The organism is Paenibacillus nitricinens (genome assembly GCF_052056485.1).
Lineage (GTDB): Bacteria > Bacillota > Bacilli > Paenibacillales > Paenibacillaceae > Paenibacillus_AQ > Paenibacillus_AQ nitricinens.
This window is the reverse complement of sequence record NZ_CP183948.1, coordinates 2,936,228-2,955,068: the sequence shown is the minus strand read 5'-3', so window position 1 is coordinate 2,955,068 and position 18,841 is coordinate 2,936,228. Positions and strand designations below refer to the sequence as shown.

Sequence of the window (18,841 nt, the reverse complement as noted above, 5' to 3'; positions counted from 1 at the left end):
CCCTATTCTCCATCCTTGTTTCGGATACTCTCTGCTACTGCCGCTAAAATATCTTCACCTTGAAAACCAAGGTCCTGCATGCCGCGAATGAAACGATCTAGTACATCCTTTGCCATTTCTTTTTTGATGGTCAAAATCGTACCTTCATTACTAGTGACGTATCTTCCCATTCCACGCCGGGTCTCCACGATTTCTTCACGCTCCAGTTCCTGAAAGGTTCTTTGTACTGTATTCGGATTAATCTGCAGGTCACTGGCAAGCTCTCGTACCGAGAGAATTTTATCTCCTGGTTTTAACTTACCTGTGACGATTTCTCCTTTGATGTAATTCATGATCTGAATATAAATCGGCAGGTTGTTATCGAATTCGATTGTCATGATTAAGCAACATCCCTTCGTCTAAAGACGGAGAAGCCTATGAGTAGAAAGACAGCTGTGTATAAAACTAGCATTGCTATGGAAAAGGTCAGCGTCATTCCAGGCATAGGTGCTCCTCCACCTTCATAAGCAGCTAAATTTAGGTTGGGGAATAATACATATTTATAAAATTCACGAAAAATAACCAATTTGTCTATCATCAGCATAAACATTGTAGCACCAATTGTAACACCCGTAGATGTTGTCAAAATCCCGATCATAAAAGCTAGTGTTGTATATACAACTGTACTAACTGAGTTATACATTAAACTGGTTAACATCTCACGGATACCAGCCTCACCACCACTCAAGCCAAACCATAAAGCTCCTGATGCAAAAACCGCCAACATGCCGACAACTGCCACTGAGAACGCGTAAATCAACACTACAGCATATTTGGACGCAAGTATTGCTGTACGACTTCTCGCACGGATTAGAAGGAATTTGATGGTGCCCTGACTATATTCTTTTGAGACAATACCCGCTGTTCCGATGATTGCGAGAATGGTAATCACTTGCCCAATTCCTTGGGAAAGCAGCATCATTGCTGAAAAATCATAAGCTGATCCAAACAGATCAGGTGAGACAGAATGAACAATGTAACCTAACAGCAGGGATAACAGAATTAATATCAGGTAAGGCACAAAAAACGTGCGTTTCTTCGAGAGCTTGAGCCATTCATTAACCACCAAATTATTAAAACTACGCAATGCGGTTCCCTCCTGTCCATTTCAAGAAATCTTCTTCTAAGCTTTGTTTATTCTCTGTAATCCGGAAAATACCTACCCCTTTATCACTAAAAGCAGACACTAGCTCTGGCACTCTACTGTCATGCAGACTTACTGTCACCTCAGAACGAGTACTGTCCATAGTTAATAGTTCTGCGTATTCTAACCTCCCCAAGAGGATTATTGCGGATTCAACTGAGGCTACGCGAATCGTTAGCTTCACTTCTGCAGCTGTCTCCTGCTCCCCACCAATCGCTGTAACGGTCACCAATTTGCCGTTCTGAATCACGATGGCACGATGGCATATTTGTTCGATTTCAGTCAGCAGGTGGCTGGAGATTAGAATGGAAATCCCTTCAACATCTGCGATTCTACGCATATAATCACGCATTTCTCGTATTCCTGCTGGATCAAGACCATTCGTAGGTTCATCTAGAATCAATAATTTTGGTCGGTTCAGTAATGCCTGAGCAATCCCAAGACGTTGACGCATACCCAGCGAATAGGCCTTCACTTTCTTATTCATTGCTTCCTGAAGTCCTACCAATTCTACAACCTCATCAATTCTGCCAGCTTCAATATTATCTGTCATTCTCTGGTATTGCTTTAGATTATCAAGCCCTGTCATATACGGATAGAACTCTGGATTCTCAATAATTGCTCCAATATGTCCAATAGCTTTATTAAAATCATTCTTAACACTGTGACCTTGAACGATCACGTCGCCTTCACTCATCCGTATAAGACCCGTCATCATCCGGATCGTTGTTGTCTTCCCCGCACCATTGGGTCCCAATAACCCAACAATTTCTCCCTTACGGATATCAAATGTCAGCTTATCCACAATGGATTTCCCTTTAATGATCTTGCTTACCCCATTCATTTGCAGCACGATTGAATCTTGCATGCGTTCGTTACTTCCCTGCTTCATGGTAATCCTCCCTGCCATCTTTTTTATTATTGATGAATTCATTTTAATGTGTCGGTGTTATAGTTGAATAGTACACTAATATATTATTGATGTAAAGCCCGAAATTATGGATTACGCAAAATAAGGGCTTTCTATTAGACAATCTGCCAAACCAAAAATTGAAATGAACATAGATTAGATAACAAAGGAGGAATGACAAATGAAAAAAGAAGTTCATGTATCCCAGACTTACCCACGTTTGACCGTTTACGATGAAGAAAACTTTAGGGGTAGCAGTAGAATCTATACCGGCAACCTTGGCATTCGTAATACGGACAACATTCTAGATGGTATTGAGAGTCTTCGATTCTTCTCTACTAGCAGCAATGCAACATTGGTATTGTTCACCAGAACCCGGTTTAGAGGGAACTTCCGTGTACTTCGTGGAAACCACAGCATCCGTGATTTGGACGATTTCATTTCCGGTAATGATGTGGAATCCATTATTTCAACGAATCAAAGATTAACTCTCGAACAGATTCGCAATATCCGCAGCAGCGGCACTTTGCCTGCAGGATATCGCTTGATCTAACATTTTCATTCAACAAAAAAGGAGCAATCTGGAGCTACTGCCCAGGTTACTCCTTTTTCCTAAGTTATCTTCTGAGGTCAAATAGTCAGGAGATTTACCTGCTAAGTCAATCCAACAAGGAGAGATAAAATATGGTAACCATAAAAGCAGCGTCCGTAATCTATCCCAGATTAAGAATATATAGTGAGGAGAACTTTCGTGGACTCCGCAAAACCTATCGCGGCAACCTAGGCATTGCAGATATTGATGCAATCCTTACTGGAATAGAAAGCTTACGCTTTTTCTCCACGAATCCGAACGCTACGCTTGTGCTGTTCGATCGTTCTCGCTTCCGTGACAATTTCGTAATTCTGCGTGGTAACCGCAGCATTCGTGAACTGGATGACTTTCTCCGTAGAGGAGATGTCGAATCGCTCATTTCAAGCAATCAGCGGCTGACTCCAGCGCAGGTTCGCACCATACAGCGCACTGGTAGCTTGCCTTCAGGATATCGTTTAATTTAATCACTTAAGGACGTAGTTAAGCGATAAGCTTAAGGTGCGTCCTCATTTATTTTCCGCTATAATGACTCCATACATATTAATAGAAAGAAGGTATCTTTATGGAACCAATCGTTTCTCCCCGATGGCTGCTTGCTCGGTTATACGAACCTGAACTGGTTATAGTCGATTGCCGTTTTCTACTCACGGATCCGGAAGCTGGGCGTAAAGCCTATACAGAAGATCATATTCCCGGTGCAATCTATCTGCATCTAGAAGAACAACTCTCCGCTCCAGTAAGCGAACACGGTGGACGCCATCCACTGCCCGAGGTCTCCAAGCTTATCACCGTTCTTAGCAAGGTTGGCATTAACAGAGATAGTATTGTTGTAGCTTATGATGATCAAGGTGGTGCCTACGCTTCCCGTCTGTGGTGGATGCTTAAATACTTGGGGCATGAGCGTGTGTTTGTAATGGATGAAGGCTACTCTGCTTGGAAAAATGGTAAGTTCCCCGTTAGTGATCATCAAGCGGTACGTATTCCGAGTCAATATGAAGCTGATGTTCAGAAGAAGATGCTTGTTAGCATGGAAGATGTGCAAAATGTGGTTAACGACGGTGGCGCGCTTTTGATTGATTCCCGCGAGTCCCGTCGTTATGAAGGGCTGGAAGAACCAATTGATCCGAAGGCAGGGCATATTCCTGGGGCGATCAATAAGTTCTGGAAAGAAGTGTTGGATGAGCAAGGGCGCTGGAAATCCACGGAGGTGCTGAAAGAGCATTATGAGGGCATCGATCCTGAGCAAGAGATTATCATCTACTGCGGTTCAGGCGTAAGCGCCTGCCCGAATGTGCTCGCGTTTGGAAAAGCTGGGTATAGGAATGTGAAGTTGTATGCGGGGAGTTGGAGCGATTGGATTTCTTATGAGGAGAATCCGGTGGTTACAGGAGAAGAATAGAATAAAGAACCCGCGGCGCGGGTTCTTATGATTCCCTGGATATCAGAGGCCTCATTTACCATACTGGAAAAATATCGTATTCGGTTTTTCGCGTATATTTGGCTCGTTTATGGTACCGACGGCACATTGTGATCGGTTTTTCGCATACATCTGCTTTCTTTACGTTGCCGGCGGCACATTGTATTCGGTTTTTCGCATACATCTGCCTTCTTTACGTTGCCGGCGGCACATTGTATTCGGTTTTTCGCATACATCTGCTTTCTTTACGTTACCGGTGGCACATTATATTCGATTTTTCGCATACATCTGCCTTCTTTAGGTTGCCGGCGGCACATTGTATTCGGTTTTTCGTATACATCTGCTTTCTTTACGTTGCCGGGGGCGCATTGTGATCGGTTTTTCGCCTACATCTGCCTTCTTTACGGTACCGGTGGCACATTGTATTCTTTTTTTCGCATACATCAGCTTTCTTTACGTTACCGGTGGCACATTGTTATCGGTTTTTCGCATACATTTAGCTCATTCAGCTTACCGGTGGCACATTGTGTTCGGTTTTTCGCATACATTTGGCTCGTTTACCTAACGTCGGCACATTGTGTTCGGTTTTTCGCATATATTTGACTCATTTACCTACCGTCGGCACATTGTATTCGATTTTTCATACACATTCTCACGACGGCTTTCATCTTTAAATCAAATCTGGACTTTGTAGCGTACCAATATATTCATAGTAAATGATCCGCTGAGATGAACCTCTTGCCACCGGGCGAAATTTACCCTTATCCACCAGCTGACGGCAGTATTTAATGATCGTCATCGTGTGCAGTTCCAGCTCTCTCGCGGCATCAGCCGGGCGAAGGAAACGATGGTGCCGGATGGCTGCCCGCATAAGATCGCGCTCGATTCTGGAATAGGCTTTCTCAGCGGTTGGCTTCGCAGACTTTTCTGCTAACAAATAAGAAAAGAGAATATTCCGCAGCGCGGAGAGAATGAAGGATGGATTTTCTTTTAGCTCATCCAGCGAGATATAGAGCACCGTGCAGTCTTGAGACTGTAGAAAAAGCCCGCGGTTCAAGTCCATCCGGTATTTGCTACGATCCGTTCCATGTGAGCCATAGTCCATGATCTCAAATACAATACGCGAGGCTCCGATCTCCCACAAAATATCCACAAAATAGGATCTGCCGCGCCAGTCCTTAACTTCATATTCTGGATGTAATCCGTGAAAATGTCCGGCAAGAGGCCACCACACCCGCTCGACAAACAAGCGGTTTCCGTAACCATGACCGCGTTTAAGTGCATCGAGCCGCTCTCCCTTCCTTTGTTTGAGATGATTACATAACCATTCCTTATGCTCCCTCTCGAAACCCATTACCTATCCCCTCGCTCTGCAACGAAATATATTTCTAATCATAAAAAACCCCGCCTCTATTCCAAAAGGAAAGGAGACGGGGCATTCTTTGCCTCGTTTGGTTTTATCTATATATAGTGTGCCACATTATCATTAGAATGCACAATAGGAAATCGGCAGGATCATTCAAAACAAGGCTATAAAGAAGGTTTGAGAGGCGATCCAGAATCTGTGAACTATAAAATAAATAAGCCCAGTGAAAACCATATTTCCATTTAAATCAGCTCGCCGCACCCGTCTGTATTAGCGCTGGAGAAGGCCGGATATACGAATATACAACTGTATGAAATAAATTAGAGTGATTGGGATTCTTATGGGGATTACGCTTGCTCTTGAGGAAGATTAGAGTTAAAAGCGTGTGCTTGATATCTGGTTAAACGATTATATGAAAGAGAAGCAACTGTCAGCATCCCGGAGCATCCGGCCGCACTTCTGCGAATCGGTCCGCTGAGGACTCCCGTTCCATTCTGAGTAGTGCTCACCCTATCTGATGACGGTTGGTCCGCGTTGGGTTCGACCAGGATTTTCTGTATAATGGTAAACGTTACGTCGGATGTGATGCTAAACGCACGAACTGACAAGTAAAAAAAGTCCATCCGGCGTTTGAAACCATGAACCGGAAAGGATGAAGTAAATTGAGTTATACGGAACTGCTGGAACGGAGGAGCGAAATCTTGAAGAAAACGGTCGAGAACTGGGTTTTGAAAGAAAATCGCGACGGACTGAACCTTCAAGAGGCTCATATTTACCAGAATATACTCAAGGAATTTCATCAGAACGAACATGAATTGAATGGGGTTCGAGACGAGGAAGCAGTTAAGCGTCAGGACAACGGGTCCACGGAAAAAGAAGACACTGTAACTACTCGCAAACATGAGGCGCAAACGGCTTGATCTCAAAAGACGCACGCGTAAGAATATGAAAGGCTGCCCGGGAAATTTGGGCGGCTTTTTACGTTCAATCCGTTTGCCTCCGGCCTCCGAAGCAAACGCTCTTAAATCCTTACGTTCGTATGATCCAGCAAACTGGGGATATCGCTTTATGACGTTGACCTTGTCTGTGCCAAGTAAACCATTAGCGTACAGAGCTAGCTCCTGCGCGTCACGACTGCGAATGTGCTGGCGGTGCTGGAGTTGGTTGGCCTATATACCTTACATTGGAATCTCTTAGATGGGTTTGAAATCAACAGTTTGTTAATTCTGTTAGGGTAACGTTTCGCAATGTATGGATTCATTTTTTCTTTTTTGACCACATACTATTCTATTCTGATAGATGTTATTCCTGGATAAAACTACCAAACTTCTAGACAATTCTTCCTTTAGTTGTATATAGTGTATAACGGGAAGTAGCATTCAGTCAGCAAGGGAACAGGAGGAGAAATACGGAATGGCAAATATATTGGTAGTAGAAGATGAACGAGCGATCAGTGATTTAATAACAATGAATCTGAAGCTGGTAGGACATACATATAACAAGGCTTACCGTGGACCGGAGGTTTTGGAAATTCTGGAGCGTGAGAAGACGGATTTGATTCTGCTGGACGTTATGCTTCCAGAGCTGGATGGTTTTGAAGTTATGCAGCGGATTGCACATTTTCAGATTCCAGTGATATTGATCACCGCCAAAAATTCTTTAGCTGACCGCATCAAAGGCTTCGAGCTGGGCGCGGATGATTATATCATTAAACCCTTTGAAATCCTTGAGCTGCTGGCAAGAATCAATGTCGTGCTGCGCAGGGGGGAAAAAGGCACATCCAGCTTCATTTGCGATGACGTTGAGGTGCGTTATCTGGAACGGCAGGTTTTGGTGGATCAGACGCCAGTTGATTTGACCGTTAGGGAATTCGAGCTGCTTGAGGTATTAATCCGCAACCGGAACATTGCATTGTCGAGGGAAAAGCTGCTGGAATTAGCCTGGGGCTATGATTTTGAAGGCGACACCCGCACCGTGGATGTCCACATCCGGCAGCTACGCAAAAAACTGGGCTGGGAAGAACGGATCAAAACCATTTTCAAACTAGGCTATCGCCTGGAAGTTCAGAGTTAATCATGAGATTCTGGCATAAAATTCTACTGTCGGTGCTCCCCCTCTTCGTCATCACCCTGGATGTAAGTGTGATTATGGTGATGAAGAAAAGCTGGCAGCTCAACATAGATAGCGAGACGCAGAGAGCCTCCAGTGAACAATTGTTGATCGTCAACAATATCTATGAGAACCTTAGTTCTATTCAGGCACGGGGTAACCCATTGACTCCCATTCTCCTGGCCAGCGTCTCCCAATCCTATGGTGATTACTACCGTAAGCAGGGTATTTATTTGCAGCTCTGGGAGAACGGCTTGATGATTTATCCTCCCCAAAATGAAAACATCATGGAGCAAAGCTCGGGAAATAGCGGCGAGCCTGAAGCCTTAGGCGCCCGGTCTATTCAGCTCTCCACACCGCTTCCTGTTCCTTACCAGCATATGCGGCTTGTCTATCAGCGTGATATCAGCGAGCTCTTCGCCAAACAACAGGAGCTGAACCGCTTTTTTGTAATGATTAACTTGATTGCGGGTCCAATTCTGCTGCTACTGTTGTATCTGCTGATCCGGCAGCTAAGTAAGCCGCTGAATCTCCTGTCCGAGACCAGCAAAACGATCGCCGAAGGCGACTATACGAAACGGGTGCAGCTGCGCAGTAGAGATGAATTTGGCGAACTGGCCCTGAACTTCAACCGGATGGCAGAGGCTGTGGAGCAGCGAGTCACCGAACTCTCGGAGATGGCTGAAGAGAAACAGCGGATGGTGGATAATTTAGCCCATGAATTGCGCACGCCTTTGACCAGTATGCAGGGGTTCGCCGAATTTCTGACCACGGCCAACATCGGCCAGGAAGAACAGCAAACGGCGGGCGGATATATTCTTAGCGAAACCCTCCGTCTCAAGAATTTGGCCTTCAAACTGCTGGATTTGTCTGTCCTCCGGCATCAGCCGCTGGCACTCCGGCAGGTGGACATTCCGGAACTGTTTCAAACAGTCCAACAGACGGAACGCCCAAAATTAGAGGATGCAGACATACAACTTCATGTCCACCAAAGGATCACTACTGTTTGGGGAGACGCAGATTTGCTGGCTTCTTGTTTAGTCAATCTAATTGAAAATGCGATTCATGCTTCCAAGCGGGGTAGCGAGATCCAAATGCTGGCCTATGAGCTGAATGGAGAAGCTGTGCTGGAAATCCGCGATACAGGAGCCGGACTCTCGGCAGAACAAACCAACCGTGTATTTGAACCGTTCTACCGGGGAGACCAGGCGCGTTCACGCGAGTACGGCGGAGCAGGCCTGGGATTGTCCTTATGCCGGCAAATTGCCGAAGCACATCAGGCCAGGTTAACATTAGACTCTGATCTTGGCATGGGGACTTGCGTGCGTATCTTTTTACAACTTCATAACAACTGCCCTCCTACTCTATAACATCTTTGGATTAAGGTTAGGTAGATTCATCATCCAATCCTAATGGAGGTTAAGTTAATGAACATCAGAAAGATTTCCACTACACTCACAGTGCTCTTGTTCTCTGGAAGCGTACTGGTGGTTAGCGCAATGATTGTCCCAGGATTTGTGAATACCAGCGTTGCCAAGAGCATTCCTGTCGTGCAGGACACGGGCAAGCAGATCTTGAGCAGCAGCAAGACGCCTGTATTAAAGGTAGAAGCAGAAAAAGTAAAAACTACGTTATCCGACCTGAACAAAGAGCTGCAGCAGTTGATGACTCAAGAAGAATTGCAGCAAATTTATGATTTTGCGGACAAGCCTGATAATGAGATCACCGAGAGCAGGCCGATGACCGAGGATGAAATGAACCGGAGGCTGATATTGCAAGACCAGTATTTGTATGACGGTCTCCGTCCCAAGCAGCCACTTCCGCTAAAGCCGGGACAAGCAGAGCATTATTGGGACTTGGACAAAAACAGGATCGTTTATCCGAATCGACCATTGACTGACGAGGAACTCTTAGAAACTACTGACTGGCACTACCGGATGGACTATGCCATGTCCAAACGGAACATTGTAACTCCGCTGGACTCCAAAGATTTGAGTCAGACCGATGCCGTCGCCCTTGCCACTACAAGTGTAAAGAAGCTATTTGGTGCTGACGTCTCCAAGCTGGAAGTATACGCCAATTTAAACGAAATATTATTGTTTAATGGAAAATCATGGATGATTACATTCGCTCCTTATAAAGCGGACACCTTAAGAGCACAGGGTAAGGAATTCTGGCAATATACCGTAATCGTTGATTATCCTACCCGGACGGTAGTAGATACGACTGCCGCTAATTTCACTCTGAAAAGAACTCCGATCAGTGCTGAAGCTGCCAAGGCCATTGAAAAGGACGCGACCTGGATTCACGAGGCTACAAAAATAGTAACAGACAAACAAGGAGAGACCCAAAAAATCACTATGGCATACCTGATAGATACCGACAAAAATAATAGTCGCGGTATGGTAGACGTCAAACTTTTACTCGAAGACGGTAGCAGCTATATTGCAGAGTTACGCTACCCGGATAAGAGTCTTCGTTGCCTCCTCTATGAAGAAGCTGCCAAATAAGATCATCCTAGCGGTTCATCTCGTAAAGGGGAATCCCATAGCCATTGGGGAAGAATAAACATAAAGAGTCTGCGTCTTGGCGCGGGCTTTTTGTGCTTAAGTTATGGTGTATATCATGGTTATAACACTTTCCAGAGTGAATGCAATGCCCATGATCCGAATCTCCTGACTCCAATTCTTCCAGTAGGGACAGTTCATCGCCAAAACTTTAAATCTATCGTATTATGGACAAGCGGTTTATTCTCTCAGATAACAGAAAGGAAATACTTTTAATGATTCTCTTCATTCACCGCAAGGATCTTCGGACTAGTGATCTTCCAGCCTTTGAGGCCATACGTTCTTCTGGCTCTCGCAGCCTTCATGTGTTGATTCTGGAACCCTTCCTGCTGCGCAAACAACGCTATCTTGAGCATAGCGGGGTAAACTTCCTGACGCAGGTCTCAAGACTTCAGCAGGAGTACGCCACTGAAGGCAAGCAGCTACATATTCTTTATGGCGCGCCTGATATTATTGTTAAGAGGCTGAACGAAACCTACCCCATTCAGGAATTGATGGTTCACGCCGATTACACCCCCTATGCCTTACAAAGAGATATGAGCCTGCAAGATACGTCATCTGCACTCGGCATCCGTTTCAAAATTTATCACGACAGCATGCTCTGCGATCTGGAAGATTTCATGGATTGGTGCGGGCGGCGAGAACCCTTCAAGGTATTCACACCGTTCTACCGCCGCTGGCGCAGCTATATGACAGAGCGGTTTCGTCCGCCCTATTCTTCGACCTTGGCTCAGTTGTCAACGTCCACGCTGGACGAAAGGATTGTTGAAGATTTCAAGATTCCAGAGGAGATTACACTTCAGCTTAAAGAGTTAGCACCCTCAGGAAAGAAGATGGATGTAAACGATACGCTTGAGCAATTTATAAACTTGCATTTACAGGATTATCTTGTGAGCCGTGACAGATATGCACAGGAGGGCACCAGCCGGATCAGCCGGCACCTCAATACGGGTACCCTTTCAGTACGTACTGTGTATACTCGGATAGCGGAAGAAGAAACCGGAAGGGAAGAATGGTTGCGACAGCTGGCCTGGCGGGATTTCTATCTGTATCAGGCCCGGCTGGATGCAGATTTCTTCCGTTATGAGAAGGTGTATGATTTGAGCATTCTTGGTACGAAATACTTTGAGGCCTGGTCTTTGGGAAGAACTGGCATTCCGATAATTGATGCTGCAATGATCCAACTGAACACAACCGGATGGATGCCGAACCGGCTGCGGATGATTACCGCAATGTTTCTTACCAAAAATCTGGGCTGTCCATTTATTTACGGGGAGCGTTACTTCCGGCTGAAGCTGAGCGATTATGATAATGTACTGAACCGTGGCGGCTGGCTGTGGAGCTCCTCGCTCGGATTCGATGCCTCCCCTTACTTCAGGGTCATGAATCCGGTAACCCAGTCTCAGACTCATGACCCGAGCGGAGATTATATACGCACCTGGCTGCCGGAGCTTGCGGATTTGTCCGATAAAGCTATCCACCTGCCTAGACCCAATGCTATCGTTGATCTTAAGCAGTCACGGGCGCTGGCGATTGAGGTGTATAAAGAAATCCTGAACAGCAAAGGAGCGGCGGTGCAACCTAATAGCGGAAGTGAGCTATAGCCTGCTTGCACTTCCCTGCTCTTCTTGCAATATCACTAGAATTTCTGCTGTTCCTGCAGACAGCTGGATTAAATCTGCGGACAGCAGCTTTGTCTGCTCATGCAGTACCCGGGTTTCATCGGTACCCTCCAGATAACGGGTGACAAAATGAAGAAAGACATCGATTTTTCTCAGCAGCATCAGCACTGGAATGGCGCTGATTTCGGCTGGGGTGAGGCGGATACTGCGGCTGAAGCCCCGGCAGAAATCACGAATCTTCTTCTTCTCCTCCACATGCCCAAGCAGCCCAGATAGAATAACTGCTGGCTCCATGACCCGCAAATCATAGGTACAGAACTCAAAATCAAGCAGCGAGGATACCTGTCCGGGGTCTTCAAAACGTACCAGCAGATTAGAGGCATTCAAGTCACCATGTACCAGTTGGTGAGGCAATCCCTCCAGTTCATTCAGCGAACCTGTAATAGTAACATAAGCTCTGTAGAGCATCACCAGTTGATCCCCCAGATCTGTAAAAGGTTCCGGCGGATTCAGGCACAGCTCCCGGATCACCTCCGGACTGCATAACGGATAAGACGTCCGCAATTCATAATATGGCCGGTACACCGGAGTAAGGCCGGGATCAATAACTGATAGAACTTCTGATAAAACTCCAGTCACCGCTCCAAAGGATTCTAGGTAGGAAACCTCTTCCTCCACAGGTGAATCACCATCGATATATCGGAACAAGCAGGCGAATTTGCCACTCTCCCTTAACTGAATCATAGTTTCACCGGTAGTCGTTAGAATGGGAAGAGGTACGTTGAAAGGCAAAGCTCGTGTTCCAAGCTGCTCCAGCACAGCATGCTCGAACTCAATCTTGTTTCTGTCCTTATGTGTATCATATATTCGAAGGACCGCGCGTTTCCCGTTATTTTCCACAAAATAAGTAGTGTTGTTCCAACCCCCGCTCCGCTTCTGTAGCGTTCCACTCCATTTTGGCCAAGCTTGACTTACTATAGTTTCCACAGCGTATGCCTCTCTCTCATAAGTCTATCAACTCATAGGCAATTGTAAAAGCAGCGTATGCCTGTGTCAAATCCCCTAAATCGGATTTAGGAGCCTGTATGCACCTCTTGTACTTTTCCGCTAGAGAATTGAAATCATCCACCTAATAACAACTTAAATAAGATGGCGATGAATGCTTAGAGTTTTAAATTTTACATTATGCTAGTCATGATTTGTCCAAATTGCATTTAATAGAATATTTTGGTAGATTGAATCCAAGGACATCTTAATCAACTGATCAGCGCAAATATTGTTCAAAACTAAGCGTATTTCTACCGAGGGGAGCTCAGATTTCTATGAATATAGCTGTCAAATTGATGCAAAAATTCAAAGACCGCGATACCCAGAATAAGCTGAAAGTTTATCAGGACAAAGTGGAGCTCATCAGAAAACGGAATTTGGAAGAATGGGACGATGGGCAGCTTCAAGCGGAATCCCTCCGGTTACAAAAAAAAGCAAAATCAGGTACACCTTTGGATGAGCTGCTTATTGCTGCTTATGCGTTAGTTTGCGAGGTAGCGAAGAGAAAGCTTGGATTAAATCCTTACGACGTCCAGATCATGGCTGCCATCGCTCTGCACGAGAGATTCTTGATCGAGCAGCATACCGGTGAAGGAAAAACACTTTCTGCTGTTATGCCTGCATATCTAAATGCACTGACTGGCAAAGGTATTCATGTGCTGACTTTTAACGATTATTTAGCAAAGCGGGATGCGGAATGGATGGGCCCGATCTATCGTTTCCTCGGATTAACGGTAAACTCGGTTCAAGCGGGCATGAGCCTGTCCGAGAAACAGGAAGCATACGCCAAGGATATAACCTATGTTACGGCCAAAGAAGCGGGATTCGATTACTTGCGTGATACCATTGCATTAAACGAAGCCGATACCGTACATCGTCCTTTCCACTATGTCATCGTCGACGAAGCGGATTCGCTGCTTCTCGACGAAGCACGGGTGCCCCTAGTCATCAGCGGCGATTCCCCCTCTTCCAGGAGCGATGGCTTTCGTTTCGCAGAAGTGGCTCGGCAGCTCAAACGAGATGAGCATTACGACTTCGACGAGTTCCAGCGGAACGTTTACTTAAATGAAACAGGCGCTGCGCAAGCGGAATCGCTGCTGGGATGCGGCAATTTGTACGATAGCCATAACAGCCACTTGCTGACTTCATTAAATTGCGCGCTGCATGTGGAATCATTATTAAAGAAAGACGTCGATTATATCGTCCGGGACGGAAAAATCGAGCTGATCGAAGAATATACCGGCCGAGTGGCGGAGAACCGGTATTTGCCGGACGGGCTGCAAGCCGCGCTTACGGCTAAAGAGGGGCTGTCCTCCACAGCCAGTGGACAAATTCTCGGGACGATCACCATTCAACACTTTATCAGCCTGTATCCGCAGATTTGCGGAATGACGGCTACCGCGCATGCTTCCGCAATGGAGTTCAAAGATATTTATGCGCTGGAGGTCGTACAAATCCCGCCGAACCGTTCAAACATCCGGATCGACCATCCGCACCGGATTTATAACCATAAAGAAGCCAAGCTTAAGGCACTCGTTCAAGAAATCTCCTCGGTCCATAGGACGGGGCGTCCAATTCTCATTGGTACGTCAAGCGTCGAGGAGTCTGCCATGCTGGCAGAGGCGCTAGCGGCTAATGGCGTACCATGTCATGTTCTGAATGCGAAAAACGACGCGGAAGAAGCCGACATCATCGCCAAAGCAGGGGAAATCGGCGCCGTGACGGTGTCTACGAATATGGCGGGACGCGGCGTTGACATCCGGCTCGGTGGCGGCAACCCCATGCAAGCCGAAGCTGTCGCTAAGCTGGGCGGGTTGTACGTGATTGGCACCCATGTGAACGAAAGCGTACGGATCGATGACCAGTTGCGCGGACGTTCCGGCCGCCAAGGTGACCCTGGAGCTTCCGTTTTTTATGTAAGCTTGGAGGATGAGTTACTGCTTCGCTTCGGCATCCATAAAACGGATCGCGCTCTCAGGCAGGATGAGGCGCTTGAAGAGACGGCGCTCAGCAGCAAGATCACCAGTACTCAGCGTATTGTTATGGGCCAAAACTTCGATATCCACAAGGAACTGAATTGTTATTCGGATATGGTGGAGGATCAGAGGCGAATTTTATACGCGGAGCGGCTCCGAATTTTGAAAGGTGAGCTGCCGTTGAGTCCAGCGGAGCAGCGGGTACGGCTTTTTTATATCGACGAATTCTGGGCTGACCATCTTGCATACGTTTCTTACCTTCGCGAAGGCATTCACTTGGAGAGCCTTGCCAGCCGCAATCCTATCGACGAATTTCATGCGCAAATCACTGAAGCCTACGAGCAAATTCCTTCTAAAATAAATATCGCGTCGGAAAATATGCTTGAAAAGCTTGGAGGTTCGAATGATCCGGCAGAGTGGGAAAAGTTCGGTCTGAAAAGCCCCGCTTCCACACGGACTTATATAATCAACGATCAATACCTACAGAATAAGCGAAACTCATGGACCGGAACGACCGTATTTGCTTATTGGCTTCGTACGGTTGCGAGGCCGATATTCAAGCTGTCAAAATATTGATGCCACGAAGGGGCGGTTAGCCCCTACTCCTCTAGCTCATCCAGCTTCGCTTCCAATTCAGCCAGCTTGCGATGCGCTTGATCCAATATCTCCTGTTGTTCTGCGGTTTTTGCTCGCATTATTTCTTTTTTGATGGCCACAATCTGCTGTTCCAAATAGAGAATTTCAGCTTCATTTTCTGAATTGTTCCACATCTGTGAATAAGTCATTGTCGGGCTCCTTTTTATTTACACATGTTCGCCTTATTCTCGCAGGTACAGCGAATCCCTACTCCTGCTCTTGTGATGCTTCCTTTATTAACGGCATCCCGGCCTCAACCAAACGCTTGTTACGTATGAAAAAAATGGACAGTATTACAATAAACAATCCTGTTCCAATTAGGAGCCATTCAATCTCAATAATATCTGCAAGCGGACCGAATATCAGCATTCCAATGGGCATCATGGAAGTCGATATCATTCCGAACACTCCAAATATGCGCCCCATGTAATCCGGATCTACCTTCTCTTGTAGCATTACAGTTGTCGGCGTATTAAAGACGGGCATAGCTACGCCGAATACAGCCATCATAGCCAAGTAGATCCAAAAAACAGGTACAATACCCAAAGCTAATGTACATACACCCATAATTAAGCTAGCGAAAGTCATTGTATATACTTTGTTTCCAAAGCCGCCCCATGAGGCAATAATAGCTCCGCCAGCCATCATACCGATAGAAAAAGCAATTTCAATGGCAGTTAAACGCCAATAATCATCTCCAAAGCTGCGTGTCACTTGTAGCGGTGTTAAAAATGCTGCCGGTGCCATCAATACGAAGAAAAAGGCGAAAAAAATGAAAAAAGTTTTGAGAAAGCTGTGGTTTTTAATATAACTTAAACCCTGTTTAAAATCGTCCAAATAGCTTGTCGTTTGTTTATCAGTCGCTTTTTTATGCAACGGTATTTTCAAAAAGAAAGATAATGTAAAGATTGCTATCGCCGCTGTGACAACATCGATAAAGAAAATAACCTCGATGGTTGCCATAGCAAGCAGTGACGCACTTACGATCGGTGCAACAAACATCATAAGCGCTTGAAGACTTCCATTGATCCCATTTACCTTCGTCAGCTTATCCTCTGGCACGATTTGAGGTAATATTGCCCCAACTGCAGGCGACTGAATTCCAGCTCCGAGTGCACGAACTGCAGCAATGGCGAACAACAACCATATTTCATCATAACCAAGCAAAAATGTAATGGCTAAAATCAGTGTGACAAAGGCGATCATGGCGTCTGCTATGATAATAAGATATTTCCGGTTGAAACGGTCCGCCCATACACCTGCAAAAGGTGATAATAAAAAGGTAGGAATGAATCCACAAATAATAAATAATGTCATCATCATACCTGATTTTGTCGTCAGCGTAACGTACCACATAATTGCATATTGAACTAAAGCAGAACCGAATAACGACAATGTTTGGCTACTTAGAAAAATAATTATATCGCGTTTCCAATGTTTTTTGTTTTGTGCTTCGTTTGGTATCACTATAACTTACTCCCCCATTTTTAAAAAAATATCATTCATTCCCCATTCGCTTATTGAAAATAATCACCAAATCCGGTACTACTAATTCTATGTACAAAAATTTTATATAAATCACATTTCAAGAATAGCACAGAAATATTCACCCCACCATTCAGCCAGCATCTTAAAATTAGCCTGTGTACACAAAGAGCCGGTATCCCCCTCTTTCGAGAAGCCACCGGCTCTTTTATACGTCTATTTCAATCTCCGTTTATACACTCGCATAGCGGAAGCCCAGAAAAACCCAAGTATTGCTAAACTCCATAATACCGCCACAAGCGTAGTTTTATCTGCCGTTCCTCCGAGTAAAAGAGAACGAATGCTCTCAATAAGCGGTGTCATGGGCTGATATTCTGCGAATACGCGGATAGCCGAAGGCATGCTGTCAGTCGGCGCAAAGGCAGAACTAACGAATAAAAGTAACATCAAAATGTAAGAAAACACTCCTGCTCCTTCGAATGATTTAGCAAGCAAGCCGAAGGTGACGGCAATCCAAGTAAACGCAAGGATACTAAGCAGCAAAATACCAATGGCTAATATCCAACCGAGCACATCCGCTTTCGGCCGAAATCCCATTCCGAAGGCAACAAGGAAAATGGCGAGCAATGAAATGACGTTAAAAACTAATGAAGCAACCACATGACCGCCTAGAATAGAGGCTTTTGCGATCGGCATGGAGTGAAAACGCTCGAATATGCCTTTCGTGAGATCGTTATTGATACGAAGAGAAGAATAAGCCACGCCACTAGCAATGCAAAAGAGCAATATTCCGGGCACAATATAATTGATATAACTTACATCACCAGTGTTCATCGCTCCGCCAAAGATGTAAACAAAGAGCAGCATGATCATGATCGGCATAGCGATAACGGTAATAATCGTGTCGATGCTACGTGTGGAATGGCGAATGACACGCCCACTCATGACGGCGGTATCGCCTAGAAAATGAATGAATTTCATCGGGAGTCCTCCTTTTTGCTAGTGACGATCGCGAGAAAAACATCCTCAAGCGAGGGCAGTTTCTGGGCAAACTCGGCAATTTCTATGTCAGCTTCCGCTGCTTTTGTTAGCAGGCGCATCATCTGTCTCGTACTTCCGTCTGTAATGACGGAGAGCGTGAGATTGTTCGAATCTGCCGTCGCGTTAAATTCCTTTAACAGATCTTGTGCTTGATTTAACATTGTTTCATTGTCGAATCGAAGCTCGATATGACCCTTAGGCAATCTATTTTTAAGCTCCGCGGGACTGCCGCTTGCCACGATATGACCTTCGTGTAAGATCGCGATTTGATCGGCTAGATGGTCAGCTTCCTCTAAATACTGCGTAGTTAGAAAAACAGTGACACCTGATCTCGCTAAATCCTTGATCATATCCCACATAGCAAGACGCGCTTGCGGGTCAAGTCCGGTGGTCGGCTCATCGAGAAAAATGACCGAAGGGTTACCCAATAAGCTCATAGCCAAATCCAAGCGCCGACACATCCCTCCGGAATACGTGGAGATTCGGCGATCGGCGGCATCGAGTAAGTCAAAACGACGCAATAACTCCTCGGCTTGTTTGTCAGGATCGGGCAAATGGCGGAGTTTGGCCATCATTCGCAGATTCTCGCGTCCGGTCAGGATATAGTCTGCTGTGACGCTTTGTCCTGTCAGGCTGATCTCCTTACGTACTTGCTCCGGTTGCTTAGTTACGTCGTCTCCATTAATCTTTGCGCTTCCGTTGTCGGGCTGGAGCAGGGTGGCAAGAATTTTGATCATCGTAGTTTTACCCGCACCGTTGGACCCTAGAAGAGCAAAAGTTGAACCCTTCTGAACGGTGAAGTCCACCCCACGCAACACATCCACGTTCTTATATGATTTTTTGAGGCCTATTACTTCAATCGCCCAATTGTTCGATGTCATCCTAATCCC

Annotated in this window: 18 protein-coding genes; 9 read left to right on the top strand and 9 right to left on the bottom strand. The window is 45.7% G+C overall.

Going from position 1 to position 18,841, the window contains the following annotated elements:
* Positions 1 to 2: 2 nt before the first annotated feature.
* Genes ACN6KS_RS12985 through ACN6KS_RS12975 form a run of 3 tightly spaced genes read right to left on the bottom strand, consistent with a single transcriptional unit; the run spans position 3 to position 2,075 of the window.
* Positions 3 to 377, bottom strand: coding sequence for a GntR family transcriptional regulator (locus ACN6KS_RS12985; RefSeq protein ID WP_094874337.1), 375 nt, complete (start codon positions 375 to 377; stop codon positions 3 to 5).
* Between the two features lie 2 nt (positions 378 to 379).
* Positions 380 to 1,126, bottom strand: coding sequence for an ABC transporter permease (locus ACN6KS_RS12980; protein WP_094874336.1), 747 nt, complete (start codon positions 1,124 to 1,126; stop codon positions 380 to 382).
* Positions 1,119 to 2,075 carry an ABC transporter ATP-binding protein gene (locus ACN6KS_RS12975; protein WP_094874335.1) on the bottom strand — a complete coding sequence of 319 codons (957 nt, stop codon included), beginning with the start codon at positions 2,073 to 2,075 and terminating at the stop codon, positions 1,119 to 1,121. The genes ACN6KS_RS12980 and ACN6KS_RS12975 overlap by 8 nt, the downstream gene beginning before the upstream one ends.
* Before the next feature lie 199 nt (positions 2,076 to 2,274).
* On the opposite strand from ACN6KS_RS12975, the gene ACN6KS_RS12970 reads away from it, so the two are divergent.
* The 3 genes from ACN6KS_RS12970 (at position 2,275) to ACN6KS_RS12960 (ending at position 4,084) form a co-directional block, all read left to right on the top strand.
* The gene (locus ACN6KS_RS12970) at positions 2,275 to 2,646 is read left to right on the top strand and encodes a hypothetical protein (RefSeq protein WP_094874334.1); all 372 of its coding nucleotides are present in this window, start codon (positions 2,275 to 2,277) and stop codon (positions 2,644 to 2,646) included.
* Between the two features lie 131 nt (positions 2,647 to 2,777).
* A complete protein-coding gene (locus ACN6KS_RS12965; RefSeq protein ID WP_440962152.1) occupies positions 2,778 to 3,149 on the top strand; it encodes a hypothetical protein in 372 nt (123 codons plus the stop codon).
* 98 nt (positions 3,150 to 3,247) lie between these two features.
* Positions 3,248 to 4,084: a sulfurtransferase gene (locus ACN6KS_RS12960; protein WP_440962151.1), complete on the top strand. Its 837-nt coding sequence runs from the start codon at positions 3,248 to 3,250 to the stop codon at positions 4,082 to 4,084.
* A gap of 688 nt (positions 4,085 to 4,772) precedes the next feature.
* Here ACN6KS_RS12960 and ACN6KS_RS12955 read toward each other — a convergent pair.
* Positions 4,773 to 5,456 carry a hypothetical protein gene (locus ACN6KS_RS12955; RefSeq protein ID WP_440962150.1) on the bottom strand — a complete coding sequence of 228 codons (684 nt, stop codon included), beginning with the start codon at positions 5,454 to 5,456 and terminating at the stop codon, positions 4,773 to 4,775.
* A 713-nt stretch (positions 5,457 to 6,169) separates the two neighbouring features.
* On the opposite strand from ACN6KS_RS12955, the gene ACN6KS_RS12950 reads away from it, so the two are divergent.
* From ACN6KS_RS12950 to ACN6KS_RS12930, 5 genes are all read left to right on the top strand, one after another.
* Entirely contained in the window at positions 6,170 to 6,388 is a 219-nt protein-coding gene (locus ACN6KS_RS12950; RefSeq protein WP_440962149.1) for a hypothetical protein, read from the top strand.
* A gap of 493 nt (positions 6,389 to 6,881) precedes the next feature.
* Complete coding sequence (locus ACN6KS_RS12945) at positions 6,882 to 7,541, top strand: response regulator transcription factor (RefSeq protein WP_094873769.1); 660 nt, start codon at positions 6,882 to 6,884, stop codon at positions 7,539 to 7,541.
* A 2-nt stretch (positions 7,542 to 7,543) separates the two neighbouring features.
* Positions 7,544 to 8,947 carry a sensor histidine kinase gene (locus ACN6KS_RS12940; RefSeq protein ID WP_094873770.1) on the top strand — a complete coding sequence of 468 codons (1,404 nt, stop codon included), beginning with the start codon at positions 7,544 to 7,546 and terminating at the stop codon, positions 8,945 to 8,947.
* 57 nt (positions 8,948 to 9,004) lie between these two features.
* Complete coding sequence (locus ACN6KS_RS12935; protein WP_341134604.1) at positions 9,005 to 10,087, top strand: hypothetical protein; 1,083 nt, start codon at positions 9,005 to 9,007, stop codon at positions 10,085 to 10,087.
* 272 nt (positions 10,088 to 10,359) lie between these two features.
* The gene (locus tag ACN6KS_RS12930; RefSeq protein WP_440962148.1) at positions 10,360 to 11,748 is read left to right on the top strand and encodes a cryptochrome/photolyase family protein; all 1,389 of its coding nucleotides are present in this window, start codon (positions 10,360 to 10,362) and stop codon (positions 11,746 to 11,748) included.
* Here ACN6KS_RS12930 and ACN6KS_RS12925 read toward each other — a convergent pair.
* Positions 11,743 to 12,753: a phosphotransferase enzyme family protein gene (locus ACN6KS_RS12925; protein ID WP_440962147.1), complete on the bottom strand. Its 1,011-nt coding sequence runs from the start codon at positions 12,751 to 12,753 to the stop codon at positions 11,743 to 11,745. The genes ACN6KS_RS12930 and ACN6KS_RS12925 overlap by 6 nt on opposite strands.
* Before the next feature lie 335 nt (positions 12,754 to 13,088).
* Between ACN6KS_RS12925 and ACN6KS_RS12920 the strand changes: the two genes are divergently transcribed.
* On the top strand, positions 13,089 to 15,365 hold the full coding sequence (locus ACN6KS_RS12920; protein ID WP_440962146.1) for a preprotein translocase subunit SecA: 2,277 nt from the start codon (positions 13,089 to 13,091) through the stop codon (positions 15,363 to 15,365).
* A gap of 23 nt (positions 15,366 to 15,388) precedes the next feature.
* On the opposite strand, the gene ACN6KS_RS12915 is transcribed toward ACN6KS_RS12920, so the two are convergent.
* From ACN6KS_RS12915 to ACN6KS_RS12900, 4 genes are all read right to left on the bottom strand, one after another.
* Positions 15,389 to 15,574: a hypothetical protein gene (locus ACN6KS_RS12915; protein WP_280786001.1), complete on the bottom strand. Its 186-nt coding sequence runs from the start codon at positions 15,572 to 15,574 to the stop codon at positions 15,389 to 15,391.
* 58 nt (positions 15,575 to 15,632) lie between these two features.
* Positions 15,633 to 16,892 carry an MFS transporter gene (locus ACN6KS_RS12910; protein ID WP_440962145.1) on the bottom strand — a complete coding sequence of 420 codons (1,260 nt, stop codon included), beginning with the start codon at positions 16,890 to 16,892 and terminating at the stop codon, positions 15,633 to 15,635.
* A gap of 234 nt (positions 16,893 to 17,126) precedes the next feature.
* Positions 17,127 to 17,891 carry an ABC transporter permease gene (locus ACN6KS_RS12905; protein WP_440962144.1) on the bottom strand — a complete coding sequence of 255 codons (765 nt, stop codon included), beginning with the start codon at positions 17,889 to 17,891 and terminating at the stop codon, positions 17,127 to 17,129.
* On the bottom strand, positions 17,888 to 18,832 hold the full coding sequence (locus tag ACN6KS_RS12900) for an ATP-binding cassette domain-containing protein (protein ID WP_440962143.1): 945 nt from the start codon (positions 18,830 to 18,832) through the stop codon (positions 17,888 to 17,890). Before ACN6KS_RS12900 ends, ACN6KS_RS12905 begins: the two co-directional genes overlap by 4 nt.
* Positions 18,833 to 18,841: the final 9 nt, after the last annotated feature.